This is a genomic window from Methylobacterium sp. JK268 (assembly GCF_054052225.1).
On the sequence record NZ_JBSVZN010000036.1, the window covers coordinates 38,642 to 63,271 of the forward strand.

A 24,630-nucleotide genomic window follows, 5' to 3' on the forward strand; every position below is an offset into this window, starting at 1 on the left:
GCCGCCATCAGGCGACCGGGTAGGTCCGGCCCTTCCAGGTCGCCACGCCCGCCTGTCGCGGCCGCAGCAGGGCGTTCCACTGCAGGGCGAGCGTTACCAGCACCGCCACGGGATGCAGCGGCACGGTCCACCATGCCTCCCGGGCCTTCAGCGTCACCGCGAGGCGCGTGCCGAGCGAGACGAGGATCGGCAGCAGGGCGCGCCGGTCGCCCGCCAGCAGCAGCCAGGGCAGCACCTGGCCCCCGAACAGCAGCAGCGTCCAGACCGGGAGGGCGCGGGGGGTCGCCATGCCCTCCTGGGCGTTCTTCGAGAAACCCGCCCAGGCCTGGGCGAAGCTCGCATACATGCGGCAGGTGGCGAGCGGCGCGCCGTCGACGAGGTCGGTGCGCCAGCCGGCCCGGCGGAAGACCCGCGGCAGCTGCACGCCGTCGTGCAGGCTCGCGCGGATGGCCGCGTGCCCGCCCGCCGCCCGATACGCCTCGGCATCGAACAGGACGAGCTGCCCGCAGGCCGCCCCCAGCGCCGGATGGCCGATCCGGCGCGCCAGCGGGATCGGCAGGTAGCCGAGAAGCAGGAAGTCGATCATCGGCACCGTCAGCCCCTCGCCGAGGCTGGCGGTGACCTGCCGGGGCACCCCGCTCACGAGGGCGATCCGCCGCCGCCGCGCATGGGCCGCCAGGGCCGAGGCGGCCAGGGGCTCCAGCCGCACATCCGCGTCGATGAAGAGCAGGAAACGGCCCCGCGCCGCCTCCGCGAGGCGCTGGCAGGCGTGGTTCTTGCCCGTCCAGCCCGGCGGGAGTGGCGGCAGGCGCAGGAGGCGCAGCCGCGGCTCGCCGGCCGCCAGCGCCTCGACGATGCCGTCCGTCCCGTCCGTCGAGTGGTCGTCGGCGACGATCACCTCCACCGGGACGTCGAGGCTCGCCAGGGCGGCCGCGATGGTGGCCGGGAGGTTCGCGGCCTCGTTGCGCGCCGGGATCAGGATCGAGACCAGATCGAAGCGGGGCTCCGGCGCGGGCGTCCGCAGCGCCAGGAGGTTGCCGAGCGCCAGCGCCGCGGGGATCAGCGCGAGGACCAGGGCCAGGAGGGTCACGCGGTCGTCATCCTTTGCCGTGCCCGGGCTCGAAGCGCCGCCCGGCGAGCGCGGCGGCGAGCCGGCGCCCGATGTCGTAGACGCCGCCGACCCCGCGGGCTCCCTCGGCGAGCGCGAGGAAGCGCGCGGGATCGCGGCGCGTCACGTCGGCGCTGAGCCGATCGAGGAGCGCCGTCAAGTCGGATTCGAGCCGCGCCAGCCGCTCCCCGCGCGTCAGGGCGAGCAGGTCCCGCGCCGCCACGGGCGCGCCGAACGCCGCGAAGGCCTCGCCGCCCCGCTCGGACCAGAAGGCGTATTCGAGGGCGAGGGGCACGAACACGGCGTCGGGCGCGATCTCCGCGAGATGCGCCACGCCGGGCCGCAGGCCGAGCGGCCGCTCGCGCACGTCGCTGAAGCGGCCCTGCGCGGTGATCCACAACACCCGGTCGGGCCGCGCCAGGATCAGCCGCGCCGCCGCCAGGAACGCCGCCGCGCCCCGGCGCGAGGCCAGATCGACCCCGAAGGCGCCGATCCGCGCGAAGATCCCGTACTTCTCCAGCATCTCCGCGTCGATCGGCGCGTAGCCCTCCCGGTCGGGGAAGAAGCGGTCCGTCAGGAGGATGATCACCGCCGCGTCCCACCACGCCGGGTGGTTGCAGTAGGCGACCACCGGCCCCGGATGCCCGCCGAGGTCCGGCAGGCCCCAGCGGCTCACCCGCAGGGCGTTGAAGTGGCGTCGCAGGTAGCGGGCGAAGTAGCCCGCCATGAAGCGCCAGGCGAGGGCGGAGCGCCGCCGCGTGGGATCGGCCGGAGGGCAGCCGCTCACGACGCGGTCCGCAGGGCCTCGCCGCGGCTGTCCTGATCCCGGGAATCCTGATCCATGGCGTCGGCGGCGATCCAGCCCGACATCATCACCATCGGCATGCCGGGGCCCGGATGGGCGGCGCCGCCCGCGAGGTAGAGGCCGCGCACCTCCCGCGAGCGGTTGCCGGGCTTGAACGCCCCCATGATTCGCCCGTGCGAGGCGAGGCCGTAGATCGCCCCGTTCAGCACCTTGTAGCGGGAGTGGATGTCGGCCGGCGTGAGGTGCCGCTCCACCACGATGCGGTCCTCGATGTCCGTGAGCCCGGCCGTGCGCTTGAGCTTGTCGAGGATCACCCGCCGGTAGGCCGGCAGCATCTGGGACCAGTCGTGGTGCGGGCGCAGATAGGGCGTGTGCACGAGGACGTAGAGCGCCTCGCCGCCCTCCGGCGCCACCGACGGGTCGGTGCTGCTCGGCGCGGCGAGGTAGGCGGTCGGGTCCGGCGCCGGCTCGCCCCGGCGGTAGATCGCGTCGAACTCCTCCTCGGGGTCGCGCGAGAACACGAAGTCGTGGTGGGCGAGGTGCTCGTAGCGCCTGTTCAGGCCGAGATACAGGACGACGCCCGAGCAGGCCGGCTCGAAGCTCTTCTTCTCGTAGCTGCGCCCGACCTCGCCCCCGACGAGTTCCCGATAGGTGCGCACGGAATCCATGTTCGAGATGACGCGCTCGTAGGGGACGAGCCCGTCGCGGGTGCGCAGGCCCCGCACCGCACCGCCCTCGACCGCGAGCCCCTCGACCTCGCTGTCGGGCTTGAGCACGGCGCCGAGTTCGCCGGCGAGCCTCATCAGGCCCTCGGCCACCGCCCGGGTGCCGCCCATCGGGTACCAGACCCCCTCGGCGGTCTGCATGTGGGCGATGGCGCAGAGCACGGCCGGCGCCCCGTAGGGCGAGGACCCGACATACTGCACGAAGTGGTCGAGCATCTGGGCGAGGCGCGCGTCGCGCACCTTGCCGCGGATGGTGCTGGCGACCGAGGCGTGCATGCGAAGGGAGAGCACGTCGCGCAGTGTGCCGGGGTTCATGTTCGCCCGGATGTTGATCGTGTCGAACAGGTCCTCGACGGGCTTCCAGAAGAAGAACCGCTCCGAGATGCCGTGCAGGTGCTCCGAGACGCCGAGGAACCGCCGATAGCCCTCGCCCGCGCCGGCCCCCGGCGCGAAGCGGTCCATGGACTCCGCCATGCGGGCGACGTCCTCGACGAGGTCGATGCGGCTGCCGTCGTCGAAGAAGCAGCGCCATTGCGGGTCGAGGCGGCGCAGGTCCATGTAGTCGTGGACCGAGCGCCCGGCCTCCGCGAAGATGCGCTCCAGCACCCGCGGCACCGTGAGGATCGTCGGGCCCATGTCGAAGCGGAAGCCGCCCTCGTGCAGCACCGCGGCCTTGCCGCCGATCCAGGCGTTCTTGTCGTAGAGGGTGACGTGGTGACCGCGCGCCGCCGCCACGCAGGCCGCCGCCAGCCCGCCCAATCCCCCACCGACCACGGCGACCGTCGACCCAGAGCCCATCGGGACGTTCCTCCCGGAGATGCGCCGCGCGATGACGCCCTCCGTGAGAGGAAAAGCTAGACCGACCGCGGGGTCGGTCAACGCTACACCGGGTCGCGCAGTCGTCGCAGCGCCCGGGCGATCGTTGTTCCGGCGCGTGACGTCTTGCTGATCGAGGCGCGGTCTCGGGGCCGATGGGGAGGCATAAGCCGGCGTGATCCGCCCCATCACCGAACGTCGTTGGAGGGCAACCGCGCGGCGTGCGATGCCACCCGGCAAGGAGCTTGGCCATGCCCACCCTCGTGATCGCCAACAAGCGCTACTCGTCCTGGTCCCTGCGGCCCTGGCTGATGCTGCGGCAGGCCGGGATTGCGTTCGAGGAGGTGCTGATCCCCCTCGATCGCGAGGACACCCGCGAGCGCATCCTCGCCCACTCGCCGGCGGGCCGCGTGCCGGTGCTGATCGACGGCGGCGTCACCGTCTGGGAGTCGCTCGCGATCCTCGACTACGCCGCCGAGACCTGGCCCGAGGCCGGGGTGTGGCCCTCCGACCGGGCGGCCCGCGCCCTCGCGCGGGCGATCTCCGCCGAGATGCATGCCGGCTTCGCGGCGCTCCGGTCCGCGCTGCCGATGAACCTGGGCCGGCGCTACGCCGCCCGCGACCGCGGCGCGGCGGTCGCCGCCGATATCGGCCGGATCCAGGCGATCTGGCGCGACGCCCGCGCCCGCTTCGGGCAGGGCGGCCCCTTCCTGTTCGGCGCCTTCGGTGCGGCGGACGCGATGTTCGCGCCCGTGGTCACCCGCTTCGACACCTACGCGGTCGCCGTCGATCCGGAGATCCGCGCCTACATGGACGCCGTGCTCGGATTGCCCGCGTTCCGGGAATGGCGCGACGCGGCCCTGCGCGAGCCGTGGATCCTGAAGGAGGTCGACGAGCCGCCGGTCGAGACCCTCGGGTTCGCCGCGCCGGGAAAGGAGTGATCGTCCGCGCGGGGAGGCGCGTCCCGCGGGGCCTCGGATCGCCGACGGGGCCTTCGGAGATCGCTCTCTGCCCCGGCGAGGGCTTCGCGCTCCGGCGCTGCGCGGAGCCAGCAGGGCCGGGGTGCCGCTGGCGGACCCGCGCGGGCGGTCGGTCCGCCCCGCCTCGCCAGCGCGCCGGCCGCGCGAACCGGACGCAGGCCGTATAGATCTCCGGGCACCAGCTCACCCCACTCCGTTGATCCGAAGGCGTCCGCACGACGACGTCGACTGTCGATGATGGCCGAGGAGGGGCAGAGCTTCAGTCGGATCGGGTGATATCCGGATCGGGAGAATTACCGCGATCCGGGCGCGGCGGCGCATCTCTCGGTCAGTCACGTCCTGTTAACCACGCTGCGTCACAGTCTCCTCAGCCACCATTGAGCCGCCGTCCAGCACGGTGACACGGGGATTCCCTCATCGCAGCCAAGTGAGCGACCACGTCTCGGATGTCCTCGGATCGGCGGCGCGGTCCCCGTCCCGTCCGGTGTCGCCGGTCATCCCGCCGCCCGGGCCGGGCGCGACCCCGCGGCCGGCCCTCGTCTCGGTTCCGGACCGTCACGGAAGGCGGTCCCGTCCAGACCGGCCGATCCACCCGCCCGCAAGGCCGGCATGATCGCCAGGTGGACGCCCCGACAACGCGCGGCACTCAGTGAACGATTTCACCAGTCAGACACGATCGTCATTCACCGTTTGTTCGGAAGGTCAAGGAAATGCTGGCGACCCGTCAAGACGCCGTCGATATCGCTCGCTCGCTGTCCTCGGACTTCGGAAATTCCGCAGAGGTCGGGAGCGCGCACCAGATCACGGGTGAACAGGCAGGGCGGCTCGCGAGCATGTTCGAATACCTGGCGTGCCAGTGGTCGGCGCCTCGAGATGTTGCCGCGCACCGGGCGGACGCCGCCGACGCCTCCCGCGGCCTCGCTCCGATCAAGCTCAATCCGACCATCCCCGGGCAGATGGAGAGGGCGGAGCTCGAGGCGCTCTGCGCCCTCGCGCAGGAGGTCCCGGATCACGGCATCATCGTCGAGGTCGGGAGCCTCTGCGGGCTCTCGGCCTGGCACTGGTCACACAACGCGAAGGAGACGGTTCAGGTCTTCTGTATCGATCCCTGGGAGCGGCAGCCTTGGATCGTCAATCTCGTGGAAAAGCCATTTGGGATCGGCGAATTCGGGAAGCATATCTTCGACAAGCATACGGCCGATTGCAAGAATGTGATCGGTATCAGAGGGTACAGCCCGGACGTGTTCGCGAGATGGACGCTGCCGATCAGGATCTTCTTCGACGACGCGGTTCACGAGAATCCGATCTTGCGGCAGAACATCGACTTTTGGAGCCAGTTCGTGGTTCCCGGCGGCTACGTCTGCGGCCACGATTACACACCGCAATGGCCGGACGTGATGAAGGAGGCCGAGAGCCTCGCTGCGCGCTGGAACGGCGAGTTGCAGGTGGTCGGCACGTTCTGGTGGGTCAAGCGGCCGGAGGCCTGAGCCGGCAGGCCCCGGATTGGGGTCCTACGCGCTGATGCGGCGCGACGGGTGGGCGGGTGGTCAGCGCGATGGCCCGACGGATCTCCGGGGAAGCGCCGCACGAGCGGCCGCTGCGGGCGCCGATGGCACCCGCGGCCCATGGTTTCTGAAAGGTTTTCTCCCATGGATTCGGGTTCATCCCCGTCGTGGCCCTCGGGCCTCTCGACCATGAGCAGATCCGCCGGGACGGCGTCGGATCCGGCGGTGGTGCCGATCGCGTTCTGCTTCGATCAGAAGTTCGCAGCCTACGCCGCGGTGGCGATCACCTCGGCACTCTGCCATGCCGATGCCCGCTACCGCATCTACTGCCTTTTTCCGGCCGGGATCGAGCATTTTCCTGCAGAGATATTGAATCTTGATCGGCGTTTCAACTGCGAAATTGTGCCTGTTATCATTAATCCGGACAGTTTTTCCAACTGGCGTATCGATGAGTACATGCATTTTTCGCCAGCAAATTACTACAGACTTCTGATTCCGGAGCTCATTCCCGAGAAAAAGCTGATCTATCTGGACTGTGATTTGGTCGTGACGTGCGGCTTGGCCGATTTGTACGGCACGGATCTCGAAGGAAAGTGGGTGGGCGCCTGTGTCGACCGGAAGGGCGCCCACACGACGCAGATGAGCTTGGCCCCGGGCGAGCCCTACGTGAACAGCGGCGTGATGCTGTTGGATCTCGAGAGCCTTCGCCAGCACCGTCCGACGGCGACGATCATCGAGTACTACCAGCGTTACGAAAAATCCGTGACCTGGGTCGACCAATGTCTGATCAATAAATTCGCCGAAGGCCGAAAACTCATCATCGATGAACGCTGGAACGTGCAGTTCAACGACATCGAACTGCATCACGTCGCGGACACGGTGGCGCGGCTCGACAGGAATGCGATCTTTCACTTCAGCGGCCCGGACAAGCCCTGGATGGACTGGTCGGCGAGCCGACTGATCAGGCTCTGGGACGAGTACGCGCGGCTGACCGGGCATGATTATGAGACGCTGAAGCACCGTCCGACGGACGTCACGCAATGGCGGTCCATGGCGATCAAGTACGAGAACGAACAGGATTGGAAAGGGTCGTCGGACGCGTGGAAGAACGTCTGCCAGATCCTGCTCTGGCACATCCAGAGGCCGCAATAGCGCGCGGGCGCGCGTGGCCGAAAGCGGCCGCGGCCCTCACGCCATTCGCCGCGCCACCAGCGCCACCGCCGCCCCGAGCCCCGCCGTCCCGATCGCGGCGAGCACGCCCCAGGCGGGCCAGGCCGCCGCGGCGCCCTCCGACAGGGCGGTCTGGTAGGCCTCGATGGCCCAGGCATTGGGGGTGAACCAGCCGAGCGCCTGGAGCCAGGGCGGCATCAGGAAGCGCGGCACCATGCTGCCCCCGACCGCCGACAGCAGCAGCACCCCGAAGGTCGAGACGAGGTGCGCCTGCTGGCGCGTGCGCGCCGCCGCGCAGGCCGCGAGACCGAGGCCCGCCGCCATGCCGGAGACGAGCAGCCCCGTGACGAGCCAGGGCAGGAAGCGCGGCCCGATCGACACTCCGTAGAGGAGCGAGGCCGCGCCGAAGATCAGCGCGCCCTGGCCGAGACCCTGCGCCACCAGGAACAGGAACTTGCCCAGGACCACCACCGGCAGGCCGCCGGGGCCCGCGGCGAGCCGGTCGGCGATCCCCGACTGACGCTCGTCCAAGAGGGAGAGCGCCCCCTGCATCGCCGCGAAGAGCAGGAACACGGCGGCGATCGCCCCCGCGTAGTAGCCGACCCGCTCGTTGCCGCTCCCGGTCGCCGTCGAGGCCCGCTCGATCAGGGCGGCGAAGGAGAAGGCCTCGCGCTTCTCCCGGCTCTCCGCGAAGGTCTGGTCGAGAAAGGCCCGCTCGTCCGGGCCGATCTTGCCCGTGCGCTCCACGTCCGCGACCACCCGCGACAGCACCACGTCGGGCAGCGCCTCGTTGAGCACGCGCTGGACCTGTCCGAGGGCGATCGGGGTCGCCAGCGCCCGGGCCGGGTTCTCGACGAGGAGGAGCGGTGCCGGCGTCGCGGTGCCGGACGCGCCCGCCGCGAGGTCGCCGCGCAGCACCAGGGCCACGTCGACCTCGCCCCGGCGCACCGCCGCAACCGCATCCCCGGGGACGAGGCTCACCCGCAGCGCTGGGTCGGCGCCGAGCGCGGCGACGAGGCGCTCCGTGGTGGGCGTGCGCGCGTGGTCGGCGAGGCCGAGATGGATGCGCACCCGGTCCCCGACCGCGCCCGAGAAGATCGCCGCGAAGACGCAGAAGATCACGGTCGGCAGCAGGAAGGCCATGACCAGGGCGGCGCGGTCGCGCAGGAGCGTGAGCAGCATCACCCGGAAGGCGGCGGTGATCATCCTCAGCCCTCCGGCCCGGCGGGCAGCCCGCCGACCACGTCGAGGTAGAGCGCTTCGAGGCCGGGTTCCCGCACCCGGATCTCCCGCACGGGGGCGCCCTTGCGGCGCAGATAGGCGAGGAGGGCCGCGCCCTCCCGCCCGCCCGCCACCGCGTCGGCGGCCCGCCAGGTGAGCGCCCCGGCCGGATGGAAGCCCGCCGCCCGCAGGGCCGCCGCGGCGGCCGGTCCGGCGGGATCGGCGAGCAGGGCCTCGTGCTCCGGCGGGCCTGCGCGCAGGGTGGCGAGCAGGGCGTCGAGCCGGCCCTCCAGGCGGATGCGCCCGTCGCGCAGGAAGGCGACCCGGTCCGCGAGCCGCTCGGCCTCGGCGAAATCATGCGTGGCGATCAGGATCGCGGCCCCGTCGCGGCGCAGCCGGTCCAGCACGCCGTGGATCGCCGCGCGGGCGACCCGGTCGACGCCCTGGGTCGGCTCGTCGAGGAGGATCAGCCTCGGCCCGCCGAGGAGGGCCGCCGCGATGTTGGTCCGGCGCTGGTAGCCGCCCGAGAGTAGGCCGACGAGGCGCCCCGCCACCTCGGCGAGGCCGGTCTGGTCGATCGCGCCGGCGACCGCCCGGGCGCGCGCCGTCCGCCCGAGTCCCGCGAGCCGCGCGAAGACGTCGAGGTTCTCCCGCACGCTGAGCCGGGGATAAAGGGCGATCTCCTGCGGTACCCAGCCGATCGCCCGGCGCACCGCGCGGTCGCCGGCCGGGTCGCCGCCCAGCACCCGCACGCTGCCCCGGCCCGGCGCCAGCCGGCCGGCGAGGAGCCGCATCAGGCTGGTCTTGCCGGCGCCGTTCGGTCCGAGCAGGGCGAGGATCTCGCTGGGCGCGAGGCTCAGGTCGAGCCCGTCGAGGACCGGCTGGCCCCGATACGCGAGGGTGACGTTCCGGGCGGTCGCGGCGGGGAGGGTGGAGGCGGCGGTCACCGGAGGGGCGCGCCGCGGCTCTGTCGGCGGTCTGGCGCGCGCATCGGGCCTCAGCGCGAGCCCGGCGGGAGCGCCGAGCCCGAGAACCGGCCGGCGGCGCCGGCCTCCGGTCCGGAGGACTGGAAGCGGGTGGCGATGGCGGGCGCCGGAGGCGCACCGACCAGGCCGGCGGGCGGCGCGAGGCCGCGGGCGGCGCGTGCCTCGGTCACCCGCGCGCCGCGGGCCGGCGCGGCCGGGTCGGCGACGGCGGTGAACAGGGCGCGCAGCTGCGCCCGGCCATCGCCGAAGGCTGCCTCGGCGGCGGGCGAGCGGGCGGGCCGCGCGGCCGGGAACAGGGGGGGCAGCGCCGCCGGATCCGCCGAGGCGACCTGGATCGAGGCCGGCCGGGCGGGCGGCAGCGGCACCGCGACCAGCGCCTCCGCCAGGGCGGCGAACTCGACCGGCCGGCGGGGAGGCAGCGGGGCCGCGGCCTCGGCGGCCCGAACGGGCGCCTCCGCCACGGGCGACGGCGCGGGCACGGCCGGGGCCGGCGCGGGGTCGCGCAGCAGCGCGGCGCGTGGATCGGGCGTCGGCGCGTAGGCGAGGGCCGCGCGGGTCCCGGCATCGTCCCCGCCCGCGGCGGCGAGCGCCACCGGACGCATCCGCGCCGGGGCCGGCGGGGGAGCGGCGGACTTCGCGGCGGGAGTGGGGTCGGGCTTCGCTCCCCCGAACAGCATGCCGAAGAACTGTCCGATGAGGCTCGGGCTGTCCTCCTCGTCGACCGCCGCGACCGCTTGGCTGTAGCCCAGGACGGAGCCGCCGCGGGCCAGGATCTCGCTCTTCGCCTCCTCGTAGCCCGCGAGCTGCCGTCCCTCGCGGGAGAGGTGGACGGTGCGGCCGTCTGGGAACAGGCGGGCGAGCTGCTCGTAGGGCATGCGCGGCCAGGCGCGCACGGAGCCGACGTCGAGATGCACGAAGGGCGTGAAGGCGTGCGGGTACCAGCCGACGCCGCCCCGCTGCATCTGCATGCCGATCTCGCGGACCTGATCCACGGTGACGTCGGTGAGGAAGAAGTCCATCGCCTTGCCGAGCATGTGCTGGCTGTGCTCGGCGACGGCGCGGGAGCGGCGGCGCAGAGCCGCGTTGGTCTGCGGCGAGCGGTAGGCCGAGACCACGTGAATGGCGTCCTGCGAGCCGACGGCGCGGTGCGCCTCCCAGACCACGTCGAACAGGCGCGGGTCCATCCGGGTCGGCTGGTCGATGCGCCAGTCGCGCAGAAGCCAGTTCAGCTGCTCCAGGGCCGCGCGGTCGTAGCGCCCATCCCGCTTGAAGGTGATGGTCGCGCTCTCCTTGGTGTGCTCGTGCAGGATGGTGAGCGTGCGGGTATCCCCGTTCGCCGCCGCGTCCTGGGTGCCGCGGGTCTCCGCGATGAGGCCGAGGAGCACGGTGGCCGCCACGCAGGCGGTGCGGCAGGGACCCGGGTGGGCGGACGCGGCGCGGCCGGACCCGACGGGACGGAGAAAAGCCGCGATCCGGCGGCCCTTGCGCAGCAGCGCTCGCACGTTCGTCTCCGCCCCCGCCCTGGCCGCGCCGCGGCCGCCATGGTGAACGCAGCGTTACCGAGAACCGTCAACGGACGGTTACCGGCGCGCTGCGCGATTGGGCCGGAACCGGTAAGGCTTAACCGTGGCGAAATTCTGCCGTGCGCGACGCGAGGCCGCGGCCGTCTACCACCAGCCCGTGCGCATCGGCGGGGGCGGCGCGTCGAACGCGTCCGGGAGCGGCTGCACGGGAGCCACCGTGGCGTAGGGGCGGGGGCGCCGCGGCGCCGGGGCGGCGAGGTGGGGCGCCGGCCGCGCCGGGCGCGCCTCGCGGACCGGGCGCGTCTCCTGCAGCGGGCGCGGCTCCCGGGCCGGGGCCGGCCCGCGGGCCCGCTCCTTCGCCCGCCCGGAGGCCTCCGGGACCGGCGGCAGCGCCTCCGACGAGAGGCCGAGCGCCACCTTCACGCGGGCGTTGATGCCGTAGAGGTCGTCGAGCGAGCGCAGGCCGCCCGATCCGTCGGCGACGAGCGTCAGGTAGGCGAGGTGGACCGGCAGCTTCTCGGGCAGCATCACGGTGCGCTCGCCCTTGCCGATCAGCTTCTTCAGGCGCTCGGTGGGCCAGGCGGGGCCGAGCACGTCCTCGGCGAAGCGGAACGGGTCGTCGACGCGCACGCAGCCATGGCTCAGCGCCCGGCTGCTGCGGGCGAAGAGGGTGCGGTTGGGCGTGTCGTGCAGGTAGACCGCGTGGTTGTTGGGGAACATGAACTTGATGAAGCCCAGCGCGTTGCGCTCGCCCGGCGGCTGGCGGACCGCGATGCTGTTGCCGCGCCGCACGACCTCGTAGCCGAGGCGCGCCGCGTAGTTCGGGTCGCGGGCGAGGCGGGGCAGGAACTCGTTCTTGAGGATGGAGGGCGGCACGTTCCAGGACGGATTGACCACCGCGTAGGTCATCTCGCCGGAGAAGATCGGCGTCGGCGAGTCGGGCTTGCCCACGATCACCCGCGCCTCGTGGACGACCCGCGTCCCCTCCACCACCCGGACCTTCAGCTCGGGGATGTTCACCCAGACGTACTTGCGGCCGAGATCGGCCGGGAGCCAGCGCCACCGCTCCATATTGGCCAGGATGTCGGCCTCCTGGCGCCCGGGGCCGGGGCCGGCGAGGGCCGCCACGGTGCGCGGATCGAGGATGCCGGTCGCCGCGAGGCCACGCTCGCGCTGGAACCGCTCGACCGCCCCCGCCACCGAGGCGTCGTAGGCGTTGGCATCGTCCGCCGCGGCGAGGCCGAAGCGGGCGCGGATCAGCGGCACGCGGGCGTCGTGCATCCCCGGCTTCAGCACCGGGCCCTTGGGCAGGCGCACCATCGGCGCGCCCGCGGGCTCCCGCGCCCGGATCGCCGCGAGGGCGGCCTTGAGCGCGAGGTAGCCCGGCTGGCCCGGATTGTAGCCCTGCAGCAGCGGGTTCGCGCCCGATCCCGCCGCCGCCAGCCGGGGCAGCACCGCGTCGGCCGAGGGCAGGTCGAGCTTGGGCGTGATCAGCCGCGAGATGTGCGAGAGGTCGATGCGCCCCCCGCGCGCGTCGCGGGCGTAGAGCGCCGCGGCGGCCGAGAGCCGCAGCTCCGCATCCGCGAGGTCGGCCGGTGCGCGGGTCGGGGCGCCGAGCACCGGGACCGGGTAATCGACGGGATCGAGGCCGTCCTCGCCGGCGGCGCCGAGGCGGGCCGCGACGGCTCTCGCCGCCTCGGTCCAGGCGCCGTCCGCGATCCAGACCGGCTTGAAGGCGCCGAGCGCGTAGAAGGCCTGCAGCGCCTCCCGCTCCTTGCGGCCGAACCGGCGCGGCAGCCCGAGGGCGGGATCCGCGAGCTTGGCGGCGATCGCCGCCGCCACCGGGTCCTCGGGCGGCGGAGGTTTCGGGGCTTCCGCCACGGGTGCGGGCGCCGAGGGCGGAGTCGTCGCCTCGGGCACGGCCGCGCGCGGGGCGTCCGGGCCGGGGCCCTCGGGCGCTGCCGGCGTCTCGGCCGGCGCGGCGACGGGGGCATGGACGTCCTGCGCCCGCGCGCCCGCGAGGCTCGCGGCGCCTGCCATCAGCACCGCGACGACCGCGGCGGCCTTGCGCCTGGGGAGCATGGTCATCTCCTGGATCGCACCGACCCATGGCCGCGCGCGACGTCACTCAACCGACACTTAAGCTAACGCACGGACCTGGACAGGGCGTGCCATCGCACACATGCCACTCGCTCCGGATATGGAACAATCCGGGCCGCAGGATGGCTCGCCCTGGATCATAATCCGGCCGGGCGAAGGGCGCATCCCGGCGCGAACCGGGCCCCTCAGGCGGCGTCCTCGGACTTGTCCTCGTCGATCCCGAGGTCCTTGAGCTTGCGGTAGAGGGTGGAGCGGCCGATGCCGAGGCGGCGCGACACTTCCGACATCCGGCCGCGATAGAATTGCAGCGCGTAGCGGATGATCTCGCCTTCGAGCCCGTCCATGGTCTTCATCTCGCCGGTCTCCTCCGCGACGAGCGAGATGGCGTGGGGGTCGCGCACCTCCACCCGGACGATCTCGCGCAGCGCCGGCACCGCGGCGACCCCTTCGGGCAGGCTCGGGGCGGCGGGGATGCGCACGTCGAAGCCCTCGACCTGCGCGGCGATCTGGGGGAACTCCGCCACGGTGAGTTCGTCGCCGTCCGCCAGCACCACGGCGCGGAACAGGGCGTTCTCGAGCTGGCGGACGTTCCCCGGCCACTCGTAGCGCGTGAGCAGCGCCATCGCCTCCGCGGTGATGCTGCGGACCCGCTTGCCCTCCTCGGCCGCGAAGCGCGCGCAGAAGGAGCGGGCGAGGTCGGGGATGTCCTCGCGCCGCGCCCGCAGCGGCGGCAGGGTCATCGGGAAGACGTTGAGGCGGTAGTAGAGGTCCTCGCGGAAGCGGCCCTGCTTCACGAGGTCGAGGAGCGAGCGGTTCGTCGCGGAGACGAGCCGGATGTCGACGCGCACGCTCTTGCGCCCGCCCACCGGATCGACCTCGCCCTCCTGCAGGGCCCGCAGCAGCTTCACCTGCGCGTCGAGGGGCAGTTCCCCGATCTCGTCGAGGAACAGCGTGCCGCCCGAGGCCTCGACGAACTTGCCGACGTGCCGCTCCGTGGCGCCCGTGAACGAGCCCTTCTCGTGCCCGAACAGGGTCGATTCGACCAGGTTGTCGGGGATCGCGCCGCAATTCACGGTCACGAACGGCTTGCCGCGCCGCTCGCCCGAGCCCTGGATGGCGCGGGCCAGCACCTCCTTGCCGACGCCGGACTCGCCCTCGATCAGCACCGGAATGGTCGATTTCGCCGCCCGCTCCGCCAGCCGGATGACGCGGCCCATGTCGGGGCTCTTGGAGGAGAGGTCCTTGAAGGTCAGCGCGCCGGAGGCCCTCCGGCGCATGCGCCGGATCTCGTCCTGGAGCTGGTCGACCTGCAGGGCGTTCTTGATCGAGACCTGCAGGCGCTCGGCGCCCGCGGGCTTGACCACGAAGTCGATCGCGCCCGCCCGCATCGCCGTGACCACGGCGTCGATCGAGCCGTTGGCGGTCTGCACGATCACCGGCACGTCGACGCCCGCCTTGCGCATCTCGGCCAGGACGCCGAGCCCGTCGAGGCCGCCCGGCATCACGAGGTCGAGGAGCACCACGTCGATCTCGCGATCCGGGTTGCGCAGGGCCGCCAGGGCGGCCTCGCCCCCCTCCGCCATCACCGGCTCGAATCCGAGGCGGCGCACCATCGCCTCCGCGAGGCGCCGCTGGACCGGATCGTCGTCGACGATGAGCACCGTGGTGGGCATCCGGGTCCTTTCGGCGGGCGAGGGCGAACGGCGCCGTGGGTGAGCCGGACGCTCGCCCCCGGGCCCGCGTCCTCGAATCGCGTGGCTGTGTCGTTTCGAGGCGGATCGTTGCCCACAACTGTAAAGTCGCGCTTAACGCCAAGCGGCGGCGGCCCCACGCCGTTGCCGCGGCGACACGCCCGGCGGCGCGGGACGGCGATTCCGGCCGCGCCGCGCCGCCTCGGTTGATCGCGGCGGCCTCCCTGCCGATATCTCGCCCGATTGCCATTCCCGGAAGGACGCGATTCCATGTCGACCCGAGCCGCGGCGCCGTCGGACGGATCATCGAGCACGGCCCAGGCCACGGCCCGCGCCGTCGATCTCGGTCCCCTGCCCGAGTGGGACCTGACCGACCTCTACGCCGGAATCGACGACCCGGCCTTCGCGGCCGACCTCGCCCGCGCCGAGGCCGAGTGCCGGAGCTTCGCCGAGACCTATCGCGGGCGCATCGCCGAGATCGCCGCGGGCGAGGGCGCCTCGGACCGCCTCGGCACGGCGGTCGCCGCCTACGAGGCCATCGAGGACCTGATGGGCCGGCTGATGTCCTATGCCGGCCTCGTCTATTCGGGCGACACGACGGATCCGGCCCGCGCCAAGTTCTACGGGGACACCCAGGAGCGCCTGACGGCGGCGTCGAGCGACCTCCTGTTCTTCACCCTCGAGATCAACCGGGCGGACGATGCCGCCATCGATGCGGCCGCCGCCGTGCCGCCGCTGGCGCGCTACCGGCCCTGGCTGGAGGACATCCGGCGCGAGAAGCCCCACCAGCTCGCCGACGACCTCGAGAAGCTCCTGCTGGAGAAATCGGTCACCGGGCGGGCCGCCTGGAACCGCCTGTTCGACGAGACCATCGCGTCGCTGCGCTTCCCGCTGCGCGGCGAGAGCCTGACCCTCGAACCGACCCTGAACCGCCTTCAGGACGCGGACGAGACCGTGCGGCGGGACGCGGCCGAGGCGCTGAGCGGCGTCTTCCGGGCGAATCTGCGGGTCTTCACCCTGATCACCAACACGCTGGCGAAGGACAAGGAGATCTCCGACCGCTGGCGGCGCTTCGGCGACGTGGCGGATTCGCGCCACCTCGCCAACCGGGTCGAGCCCGAGGTCGTGGCCGCCCTGGTCGAGGCGGTGACGGCGGCCTATCCGCGGCTGTCGCACCGCTACTACCGCCTGAAGGCGCGCTGGTTCGACCGCGACAGCCTCGCCTACTGGGACCGCAACGCGCCGCTGCCCCGGGTCGAGCAGCGCACCATCCCGTGGGCGGAGGCCCGCGAGACTGTCCTGTCGGCCTATCGCGCCTTCTCGCCGCGCATGGCGGAGATCGCCCGCGGCTTCTTCGACGGCGGCTGGATCGACGCGCCGGTGCGGCCCGGCAAGGCGCCCGGGGCGTTCGCGCATCCGACGGTCCCCTCCGCGCATCCCTACGTGCTGGTGAACTACCAGGGCAAGCCGCGGGACGTGATGACGCTGGCCCACGAACTCGGGCACGGCGTGCACCAGGTCCTGGCGGCGGGAAACGGCGCGCTGATGGCGCCGACGCCCCTGACGCTCGCCGAGACGGCGAGCGTCTTCGGCGAGATGCTGACCTTCCGGCGCGTCCTCGACGCCACCACCGAGCCGGCCCAGCGCCGGGCGCTGCTGGCCGCCAAGGTCGAGGACATGATCAACACGGTGGTCCGCCAAGTCGCCTTCTACGTCTTCGAGCGGCGGCTTCACCTCGCCCGCCGCGAGGGCGAGTTGACGAGCGAGCAGATCTGCGGGCTGTGGATGTCGGTCCAGGCCGAGAGCCTGGGCCCGGCGATCCGTCTCGACGAGGGCTACGAGCCGTTCTGGGCCTACATCCCCCACTTCATCCACTCGCCGTTCTACGTCTACGCCTACGCGTTCGGCGACTGCCTGGTGAACTCGCTCTACGGGGTCTACCAGCGCGCCGAGACCGGCTTCGTCGAGCGCTACTTCGCCCTCCTGTCGGCGGGCGGGACGAAGCCCTACGGCGAGCTCCTGGCCCCGTTCGGCCTCGATGCGCGCGATCCCGCCTTCTGGCAGATCGGCCTCTCGATGATCGAGGGCATGATCGCCGAGCTCGAAGGGATGGAGGCCTGAGCGGGCGTTCAAGCTTCCGGATGTCGCGGCGCCCGACCGCAGCGCCGCGCGCGAGACGTCCCGCCGATCCGGCGGGATACGGCGCGCGCGGTTCGTGAACGGCCGGCCCGACGGGGCCGTTCGGATTAGGCGGAACGGCTCGGCCGGGCCGTCTCCGGTGGGGCACGGCGGCGCAAATACTTGGGCAGCGCCTCCGAAAGTCCTTGACCGGGTGGACACGGCTGTCCAATCCGATTTCTCGTTGAGATGGAACGGCGGTCGTCCTTGCGACATGTGATCGGCCTTGCCGCGCTTCCCTCGCGAGCGGGCATGGGGACGAACCGGGTCAGATCGTCATGGACTACACCTATCAGGACGGACGCCTCCAGATCCGCCGGACCGACGAGGAGAAGCGTCCGGTCCTCCAGCGGCTGAAGCGCATCGAGGGCCAAGTCCGCGGCCTGCAGGCGATGGTCCAGGAGGACCGCTACTGCCTGGACGAGGTCCAGCAGATGAACGCCATCACGGCCGCCGTGCGCGAGGCCGCGCTCCAGCTCATCAGCGACCATCTGGACGCCTCCGTGAACTACGCGGTGCGCAGCGACGACCGCGACGGGGCGGTCGAGGAGATGATCCGCGTCCTGCGCGCGGCGCTCCGCCAATCCTGAGGGCCGCGGTGCGACCTTCCCGCCCGCCGCCCTAGCGCGGCGGCGCCGGCGGCTTATCTCAGCGCGTGGCAACGCCTTCCGAGTTCCCCCGCGAGATCCCCCGCATGTCCGCGTCCGACACCGAGGCCAACCGCTTCTCCGCCCGCGCCGCCCGCTACGCGCGGGTCGGCGCCAATATGGGCGGCGTCGCGGCGCGGATGGCCGGCGCGCGGCTCCTCGGTCTGAAGGGCGAGGACCTGTCGAACGCCGCCGCCCTGGCGCAGGCGCTCGGCGGCCTCAAGGGACCGATCATGAAGGTGGCGCAGCTCCTCGCCACCGTGCCGGACCTGCTGCCGCCCGAATACGCCGCGGAGCTGCAGAAGCTGCAGTCGGAAGCCCCGCCGATGGGCGCCGCCTTCGTGAAGCGCCGCATGGCCGCCGAGCTCGGCCCCGACTGGCAGGGCCGCTTCGGCAGCTTCGACCTGCGCCCCGCCGCGGCCGCCTCCCTGGGGCAGGTCCACCGGGCGACCGCCCGGGACGGGGCGGCCCTCGCCTGCAAGCTGCAATATCCCGACATGCAATCGGCCGTGGAGGCGGACCTCAAGCAGCTGGAGGTGGCCTTCGCGCTGCACCGTCGCCTGCGGGTCGCGATCGACACCCGCGAGATCGCCCAGGAGATCGGCGACCGGGTGCGCGAGGAACTCGACTACCAGCGCGAGGCCAAGCACGCCGCCCTCTACGCGGAGGTGCTGCGCGACATCGCGACGGTGCGGGTCCCGGGCGTGCATCCCGACCTCTCCACGAAGCGCCTCCTGACGCTCGGCTGGCTCGACGGCGAGAAGATCCTGACCTTCGCGCAGGCTCCGCTGGAGATCCGCAACCGCCTCGCCCACGCGATGTTCAAGGCGTGGTGGCACCCCTTCAGCCGCGCCGCCGTCATCCACGGCGACCCGCATCTCGGCAATTACACGGTCTTCTCCGAGGGCGGGGAGCCGCAGGGCATCAACCTCCTCGATTACGGCTGCATCCGGATCTTCCATCCGCGCTTCGTCGGCGGCGTGGTCGACCTCTACCGCGGCCTCCTGCACGGGGACGAGGAGCGGGTGGTCCATGCCTACGAGATCTGGGGCTTCCGCCGCCTCAACCGCGAACTCATCGATATCCTGAACATCTGGGCGAAGTTCATCTACGGGCCGCTCCTGGAGGACCGGGTGCGCACCGTCGCCGACGGGGTGAAGCCGGGCGAGTACGGGCGGCGCCAGGCCTTCGAGGTGCACCGCGCGCTCAAGGAGCGCGGGCCGGTGACGGTGCCGCGGGAATTCGTGTTCATGGACCGGGCCGCGGTCGGGCTCGGCGCGGTGTTCCTCCACCTGCGCTCGGAGCTGAACTACCACCGGCTGTTCGAGGCCGAGATCGACCGCTTCTCCCTGGACGAGCTGGCGGCCCGCCAGACCACGGTGCTGGAGGCGGCGGGGTTGCCCCTGCCGGCGTGAGGCGCCGCCCCCTCCGAAGGAGGGGTGCGGCCCGCGCCCGACGCGCATTGCCGCAACCGGAGCCATGGGTTAAAGCGCCTCCAAACTCGCGAGAAGACCGGGGCTCCCGCACAGATGGCCAGCACCAACAACGCCTCCAACGACGCCTACGGCCCGGACATGGATGGCGCCACCCACGAGGCGACCTATCGCGGCTTCGTGCGGTTCGTCGAGATCGCCACCACGGTGGTGATCTGCTGGGTGCTCTCCCTCGCCATCGGCGGCGTGCGCGAGGCGTGGCTCACCGCGATCTTCGGCGTGGTGCTGTCGGGCGTCGCGGGCGCGGTCGGCGCGCTCGCCTCCGGGCTCGGCTGGCGCGCCCCGGCCGCGGTGGCGATTCTCCTCGCGATCCTGCTCGCCCTCTACTGAGCCGTTCTACCCCTAGGTCAGGGCCGGAAGAGGCCGCCGTCCTCCGCCGACGGCGGCCTTTCGCATTGCGCGCGACCGCTTGCGGCGCTTTCAAAGCCATAAAAAATACACTAGAGCCGATCTTGGCGGGAGGAATCGGTGTCACGGTTGTGTGGGTCTCCCCGCGGCCTCGGCCTCGCCGACGGCCGTTCTCCACACGCGACCGAAGGATGAATGGATGCGGATCGCGGTGCTATCGGAGACCGACCCGGCGGAGCCGCGCGTCGCGGCGATCCCCGAGACGGTCAAGAAATACAAGGCGCTCGGCGCCGACGTGACGGTCCAGGCCGGCGCGGGCCGCCAGGCCGGCCTCCCCGATGCGGAGTTCGAGGCCGCCGGCGCGACGATCGCCCCGGACGCGGCTTCGGCCGCCAAGGACGCCGACGTGGTGCTGCGGGTGCGCCGTCCCGGCGCCGAGGAATTGCCGGCGCTCAAGCGCGGCGCCCTGGTGGTCGGCATCATGGATCCCTACGGGCACGAGGCCGAGGTCAAGGCGCTGGCCGATGCGGGCGTCGCCGCCATCGCCATGGAACTCATGCCGCGCATCACCCGCGCCCAGGTGATGGACGTGCTGTCGAGCCAGGCGAACCTCGCCGGATACCGCGCGGTGGTCGACGGGGCCGCGGTCTACGGCCGGGCCCTGCCGATGATGATGACCGCGGCCGGCACCGTGCCGGCGGCGCGCCTCTTCGTGATGGGCGCGGGCGTCGCCGGCCTCCAGGCCATCGCCACCGCCCGCCGCATGGGCGCCGTGGTGACGGCGACCGACGTACGGCCCGCCGCCAAGGAGCAGGTGGAATCCCTCGGCGCCAAGTTCGTCGCCGTCGAGGACGAGGAGTTCAAGCAGGCCGAGACCGCGGGCGGCTACGCCAAGGAGATGTCGGCCGAGTACCGCAAGAAGCAGGCGGAGCTTGTGGCGAGCCACATCGCCAAGCAGGACATCGTCATCACCACGGCGCTGATCCCGGGCCGTCCGGCCCCGCGCCTCGTCACCGCCGACATGGTCGCGGCGATGCGGCCCGGCTCGGTGCTGGTCGACCTCGCGGTCGAGCGCGGCGGCAACGTCGAGGGTGCCAAGCCCGACGAGGTGGTCGAGACTCCGAACGGCGTGAAGATCGTGGCCTACGCCAACGTGCCGGGCCGCCTCGCCGCGACCTCGTCGAGCCTCTACGCGCGCAACCTCTACGCCTTCGTCGAGACGCTCGTCGACAAGGGCTCGAAGAGCCTCGCCGTGAAGTGGGACGACGAACTCGTCAAGGCGACCTGCCTGACGCGCGACGGCGCCGTCGTCCACCCGAACTTCCAGCCCAAAGCCTGATTCCCGCGGAGACCGTCATGGCCACGCTTCCCCCAGACCAGGCGGCCGAGCAGGCGCGCGCGGCCGCCGCCGCGGCCCGCACCGCCGCCGACATCGCCGTCAAGGCCGCCGACCAGGCGCAGTCCATCGCCGACGCGGCGGGCCACGGCATCGCCGTCGTCACCCACGGCGCGGTCGACCCGACCGTGTTCCGCCTCGCCATCTTCGTGCTGGCGATCTTCGTCGGCTACTACGTGGTCTGGTCGGTGACCCCGGCCCTCCACACCCCGCTGATGTCCGTGACCAACGCGATCTCCTCGGTGATCGTGGTCGGCGCGCTGCTCGCCGTCGGCGTCCCGCTGATCGAGAAGGGCACCGGGGTCGCCCGCTTCTTCGGCTTCCTCGGGCTCGTCTTCGCGAGCGTGAACATCTTCGGCGGCTTCCTCGTCACGCAGCGCATGCTGTCCATGTACAAGAAGAAGGCGTGACGCGATGTCGGAGAACGTATCGTCCCTCCTCTACATCGTCGCCGGCGTCCTGTTCATCATGGCGCTGCGAGGCCTCTCGCACCCGACCACGTCGCGGCAGGGCAACCTGTACGGCATGGTCGGCATGGGCATCGCGATCCTGACCACGCTGATCGGCCATCCGCCGGCGGGGATCGGGGCGTGGTTCCTGGTGCTGCTCGGGCTCGGCATCGGCGGCGGCGCCGGCGCGGTGATCGCCCGGCGCGTGCCGATGACGGCGATGCCGCAGCTCGTCGCGGCCTTTCACTCGCTGGTCGGCCTCGCGGCGGTGGCGGTGGCGGCCGGCGCCCTCTACGCGCCGCAGGCCTTCGGCATCCTCGAGAACGGCCACATCCACAAGCAGTCGCTGTTCGAGATGGGGCTCGGCGTCGCCATCGGCGCCATCACCTTCACGGGCTCGGTGATCGCCTTCCTCAAGCTCGACGGGCGCATGTCGGGCAAGCCGATCATGCTGCCGCAGCGGCACACGATCAACATCGTGCTCGGCGTCGTCCTCGTCGCGCTGCTCGTCGCCTTCATCGCGGGCGAGAGCAAGGTGGTGTTCTGGCTGATCGTGCTCCTGTCCTTCGCGCTGGGCGGGCTCCTGATCATCCCGATCGGCGGCGCCGACATGCCGGTCGTGGTCTCGATGCTCAACTCCTACTCGGGCTGGGCGGCCGCGGGCATCGGCTTCACGCTGGGCAACCTCGCGCTGATCATCACCGGCTCGCTGGTCGGCTCCTCGGGCGCGATCCTGTCCTACATCATGTGCCACGCGATGAACCGGTCGTTCATCTCGGTCATCCTGGGCGGCTTCGGCGGCGACGCCGCGGCGGCGGGCGGGGGCGGCAAGGTCGAGACCCGGCCGGTCAAGCAGGGCTCGGCGGACGACGCGGCCTTCATCATGAAGAACGCCGAGAAGGTCATCATCGTGCCGGGCTACGGCATGGCGGTGGCGCAGGCCCAGCACTCGCTCCGCGAGATGGCCGACCAGCTCAAGAAGGCCGGCGTCGACGTCAAGTACGCCATCCACCCGGTGGCGGGCCGCATGCCGGGCCACATGAACGTGCTGCTGGCCGAGGCCAACGTGCCCTACGACGAAGTGCACGAGCTGGAGGACATCAACGGCGAGTTCCCGCAGGCCGACGTGGCCTTCGTGATCGGCGCCAACGACGTCACCAACCCGGCCGCCAAGACGGATCCGCAATCGCCGATCTACGGCATGCCGATCCTCGACGTGGAGAAGGCCAAGACCGTGCTGTTCATCAAGCGCGGCATGGGCTCCGGCTACGCCGGCGTCGAGAACGAGGTCTTCTTCCGCGACAACACCATGATGTTGTTCGGCGACGCCAAGAAGGTGGTCGACGAGATCAACAAGAACTTCTGAGCGCCGCCACCGGCGCGACACGGGACGATGGAGCGGGGCCCTTGTGCCCCGCTTCTTCGTTCGGGGGGTGTCGCACGCGGGCGGCAGCGGCGACCCGGGAATCCCGGTACACTCCCGCCCCGTGACCACCCTGATCGACCACCCCCGCCCGCTCCTCGACGTCCACCGCTCGGTGCTCGGCCGCCCCTGGCGCGACCGCTGCGCCGAGGCCGCGCCCCAGGCCGCCGCGATCACCATCGCGCAGAGCCACGGCCTGCCCGAGGTGCTGGCCCGCGTGCTCGCCGGGCGGGGCGTCGCGCCGGCCGCGGTGCCGGGCTTCCTGGAGCCGCGCCTGCGCGACCTGATGCCGGATCCCGCCGTGCTCCTCGACATGGAGGCCGCGGCCGACCGGCTCGCCCACGCGATCCTGCGGCGCGAGAAGGTCGCGATCTTCGGCGATTACGACGTGGATGGCGCCGCGAGCGCCGCGCTGCTCGCCGGCACGCTCCGCGAGCTCGGCGTGCCCTTCCGCCTCCACATCCCCGACCGGATCACCGAGGGCTACGGCCCGAACGTCGAGGCGGTGCGGATGCTGGCGGGGGAGGGCGCGCGCCTCCTCGTCACCGTCGATTGCGGCACCGCCGGCCACGCGCCCCTGGAGGAGGCGGCGCGGCTCGGCCTCGACGTGGTCGTGCTCGACCACCACGGCGCCCCGGAGGCGCTGCCGCCGGCCCTCGCCGTCGTGAACCCGAACCGGCTCGACGACCTCTCGGGCCTCGGCCACCTCTGCGCGGCCGGCGTGGTCTTCCTCACCCTCGTCGCCCTCAAGCGGCGGCTGCGCCGGGAGGGGATCGACCTCCCCGACCTGATGGGGAGCCTCGACCTCGTGGCGCTGGCCACCGTCGCCGACGTGGTGCCGCTGGCCGGGCTCAACCGCGCCTTCGTGCGCCAGGGCCTCGCCGTGATGCGCGGGCGGCGGCGCCTCGGATTGTCCGCCCTCCTGGACGCGTCGGGCCTCGCCGAGCCGCCCCAGGCCTGGCATCTCGGCTTCCTGGTCGGCCCGCGCATCAACGCGGGCGGGCGCATCGGCGAGTCCACCCTCGGCGCCCGCCTGCTCCTCTGCGAGGACCCGATCGAGGCGGCGGGCATCGCCGCCCAGCTCGACCAGCTCAACCGCGAGCGCCAAGCGATCGAGGCCGCCGCCGTGCAGGAGGCCGAGGCGCTGACGGCCCTGCGGCTGGAGCGGGATCCGGACCAGCCGGTGATCGTCACCGGCAGCCCCGACTGGCATCCGGGCGTGGTCGGGCTGATCGCCGCCCGCCTCAAGGAGCGCTTCGGCCGCCCGGCCTTCGCCTTCGCGCTGCGCGAGGACGGCACCGCCACCGGCTCGGGCCGCTCGATCATCGGGGCCGATCTCGGCCGGGCGGTGCGCCGCGCCGTCGAATCGGGCCTCGCCGTGAAGGGCGGGGGCCACGCCATGGCGGCGGGGGCGACGATCGCCGCGATCGATCTCGACCGCTTCCGCGACGGCCTCGCCCGCGACCTCGCGGCCGCGGTCGGCGACGCGCGCGCGGCCGAGGCCCTGCTCGTCGACGGGATCCTCTCGGCGGGCGGCGTGCAGACGGATCTCCTCGACGCCCTGGAGCGCGCCGGTCCCTTCGGGCAGGGCTCGCCGGAGCCGGTCTTCGCCCTCGCGCGCCACCGCATCGCCGATGCCCGCGTGGTCGGCAACGGCCACGTCAAGGCGCAGCTGCGCGGGCGGGACGGCGTCGCGGTCGGGGCGATCGCCTTCCGGGCGGCGGAGGGCCCCCTGGGCCAGCTCCTGCTGCGCGGCATCGGTCGCGACATTCACGCCGCCGGCACCCTGGCCCGCGACCGCTGGCGCGGCGGCGAGCGGGTGCAGCTTCGCCTCTGCGACGCGGCCGACGCCGCGTGAGCGCGGCCCGGTTCGCGCTTGACACCGGACGCGCGGCTCCACCATAAGGACGCCCGTCGGCGCCGGCAGGCGTCGGCACCGCGGCCTCGCGCCGCGATGGGGGAATGTCCCGAGCGGCAAAGGGGGCGGACTGTAAATCCGCTGGCTATGCCTTCGTAGGTTCGAGTCCTACTTCCCCCACCACTTTCCGCCCGCTGTTACGGCTGAT

At 72.4% G+C, this 24,630-nt stretch carries 19 protein-coding genes and 1 tRNA gene; 12 read left to right on the plus strand and 8 right to left on the minus strand.

Annotated features, from left to right (window positions below; translation table 11 throughout):
• Positions 1 to 7 precede the first annotated feature (7 nt).
• Genes ACW9J6_RS28560 through ACW9J6_RS28570 form a run of 3 tightly spaced genes read right to left on the minus strand, consistent with a single transcriptional unit; the run spans position 8 to position 3,436 of the window.
• A complete protein-coding gene (locus tag ACW9J6_RS28560; RefSeq protein WP_457119734.1) occupies positions 8 to 1,090 on the minus strand; it encodes a glycosyltransferase in 1,083 nt (360 codons plus the stop codon).
• A 7-nt stretch (positions 1,091 to 1,097) separates the two neighbouring features.
• Positions 1,098 to 1,835: a lysophospholipid acyltransferase family protein gene (locus ACW9J6_RS28565; protein WP_457119788.1), complete on the minus strand. Its 738-nt coding sequence runs from the start codon at positions 1,833 to 1,835 to the stop codon at positions 1,098 to 1,100.
• Between the two features lie 56 nt (positions 1,836 to 1,891).
• The gene (locus tag ACW9J6_RS28570) at positions 1,892 to 3,436 is read right to left on the minus strand and encodes a phytoene desaturase family protein (RefSeq protein WP_457119735.1); all 1,545 of its coding nucleotides are present in this window, start codon (positions 3,434 to 3,436) and stop codon (positions 1,892 to 1,894) included.
• Positions 3,437 to 3,705: 269 nt separating this feature from the next.
• Between ACW9J6_RS28570 and ACW9J6_RS28575 the strand changes: the two genes are divergently transcribed.
• The 3 genes from ACW9J6_RS28575 (at position 3,706) to ACW9J6_RS28585 (ending at position 7,091) form a co-directional block, all read left to right on the plus strand.
• Complete coding sequence (locus tag ACW9J6_RS28575) at positions 3,706 to 4,395, plus strand: glutathione S-transferase family protein (protein ID WP_457119736.1); 690 nt, start codon at positions 3,706 to 3,708, stop codon at positions 4,393 to 4,395.
• 749 nt (positions 4,396 to 5,144) lie between these two features.
• Positions 5,145 to 5,921 carry a class I SAM-dependent methyltransferase gene (locus tag ACW9J6_RS28580; protein ID WP_457119737.1) on the plus strand — a complete coding sequence of 259 codons (777 nt, stop codon included), beginning with the start codon at positions 5,145 to 5,147 and terminating at the stop codon, positions 5,919 to 5,921.
• A gap of 207 nt (positions 5,922 to 6,128) precedes the next feature.
• A complete protein-coding gene (locus ACW9J6_RS28585) occupies positions 6,129 to 7,091 on the plus strand; it encodes a glycosyltransferase family 8 protein (RefSeq protein ID WP_457119738.1) in 963 nt (320 codons plus the stop codon).
• 36 nt (positions 7,092 to 7,127) lie between these two features.
• Here ACW9J6_RS28585 and ACW9J6_RS28590 read toward each other — a convergent pair whose 3' ends face one another.
• The 5 genes from ACW9J6_RS28590 to ACW9J6_RS28610 form a co-directional block, all read right to left on the minus strand.
• The gene (locus tag ACW9J6_RS28590; RefSeq protein WP_457119739.1) at positions 7,128 to 8,315 is read right to left on the minus strand and encodes an ABC transporter permease; all 1,188 of its coding nucleotides are present in this window, start codon (positions 8,313 to 8,315) and stop codon (positions 7,128 to 7,130) included.
• Between the two features lie 2 nt (positions 8,316 to 8,317).
• Entirely contained in the window at positions 8,318 to 9,277 is a 960-nt protein-coding gene (locus tag ACW9J6_RS28595; protein ID WP_457119740.1) for an ABC transporter ATP-binding protein, read from the minus strand.
• 50 nt (positions 9,278 to 9,327) lie between these two features.
• Complete coding sequence (locus ACW9J6_RS28600) at positions 9,328 to 10,818, minus strand: DUF882 domain-containing protein (RefSeq protein ID WP_457119741.1); 1,491 nt, start codon at positions 10,816 to 10,818, stop codon at positions 9,328 to 9,330.
• Between the two features lie 165 nt (positions 10,819 to 10,983).
• Entirely contained in the window at positions 10,984 to 12,921 is a 1,938-nt protein-coding gene (locus tag ACW9J6_RS28605) for a L,D-transpeptidase family protein (RefSeq protein WP_457119742.1), read from the minus strand.
• A gap of 203 nt (positions 12,922 to 13,124) precedes the next feature.
• Positions 13,125 to 14,612, minus strand: a complete 1,488-nt coding sequence (locus tag ACW9J6_RS28610; protein WP_457119743.1) for a sigma-54-dependent transcriptional regulator — start codon at positions 14,610 to 14,612, stop codon at positions 13,125 to 13,127.
• A 288-nt stretch (positions 14,613 to 14,900) separates the two neighbouring features.
• On the opposite strand from ACW9J6_RS28610, the gene ACW9J6_RS28615 reads away from it, so the two are divergent.
• The 9 genes from ACW9J6_RS28615 (at position 14,901) to ACW9J6_RS28655 (ending at position 24,605) form a co-directional block, all read left to right on the plus strand.
• Entirely contained in the window at positions 14,901 to 16,751 is a 1,851-nt protein-coding gene (locus tag ACW9J6_RS28615; protein WP_457119744.1) for a M3 family oligoendopeptidase, read from the plus strand.
• A 335-nt stretch (positions 16,752 to 17,086) separates the two neighbouring features.
• Complete coding sequence (locus ACW9J6_RS28620) at positions 17,087 to 17,398, plus strand: metal-sensitive transcriptional regulator (RefSeq protein ID WP_457119745.1); 312 nt, start codon at positions 17,087 to 17,089, stop codon at positions 17,396 to 17,398.
• Between the two features lie 104 nt (positions 17,399 to 17,502).
• On the plus strand, positions 17,503 to 18,870 hold the full coding sequence (locus tag ACW9J6_RS28625) for an ABC1 kinase family protein (protein ID WP_457119746.1): 1,368 nt from the start codon (positions 17,503 to 17,505) through the stop codon (positions 18,868 to 18,870).
• Between the two features lie 114 nt (positions 18,871 to 18,984).
• Positions 18,985 to 19,278 (plus strand): aa3-type cytochrome c oxidase subunit IV, encoded by a 294-nt coding sequence (locus ACW9J6_RS28630; RefSeq protein WP_457119747.1) that lies wholly within the window; start codon positions 18,985 to 18,987, stop codon positions 19,276 to 19,278.
• A gap of 217 nt (positions 19,279 to 19,495) precedes the next feature.
• Positions 19,496 to 20,635, plus strand: coding sequence for a Re/Si-specific NAD(P)(+) transhydrogenase subunit alpha (locus ACW9J6_RS28635; protein WP_457119748.1), 1,140 nt, complete (start codon positions 19,496 to 19,498; stop codon positions 20,633 to 20,635).
• Positions 20,636 to 20,652: 17 nt separating this feature from the next.
• Entirely contained in the window at positions 20,653 to 21,102 is a 450-nt protein-coding gene (locus ACW9J6_RS28640; RefSeq protein ID WP_457119749.1) for a proton-translocating transhydrogenase family protein, read from the plus strand.
• Between the two features lie 4 nt (positions 21,103 to 21,106).
• A complete protein-coding gene (locus ACW9J6_RS28645; protein ID WP_457119750.1) occupies positions 21,107 to 22,507 on the plus strand; it encodes an NAD(P)(+) transhydrogenase (Re/Si-specific) subunit beta in 1,401 nt (466 codons plus the stop codon).
• Positions 22,508 to 22,628: 121 nt separating this feature from the next.
• Positions 22,629 to 24,422 (plus strand): single-stranded-DNA-specific exonuclease RecJ, encoded by a 1,794-nt coding sequence (gene recJ / locus ACW9J6_RS28650; protein WP_457119751.1) that lies wholly within the window; start codon positions 22,629 to 22,631, stop codon positions 24,420 to 24,422.
• Between the two features lie 98 nt (positions 24,423 to 24,520).
• Positions 24,521 to 24,605 (plus strand) — tRNA-Tyr (locus ACW9J6_RS28655).
• The last annotated feature ends 25 nt before the right edge of the window (positions 24,606 to 24,630 follow it).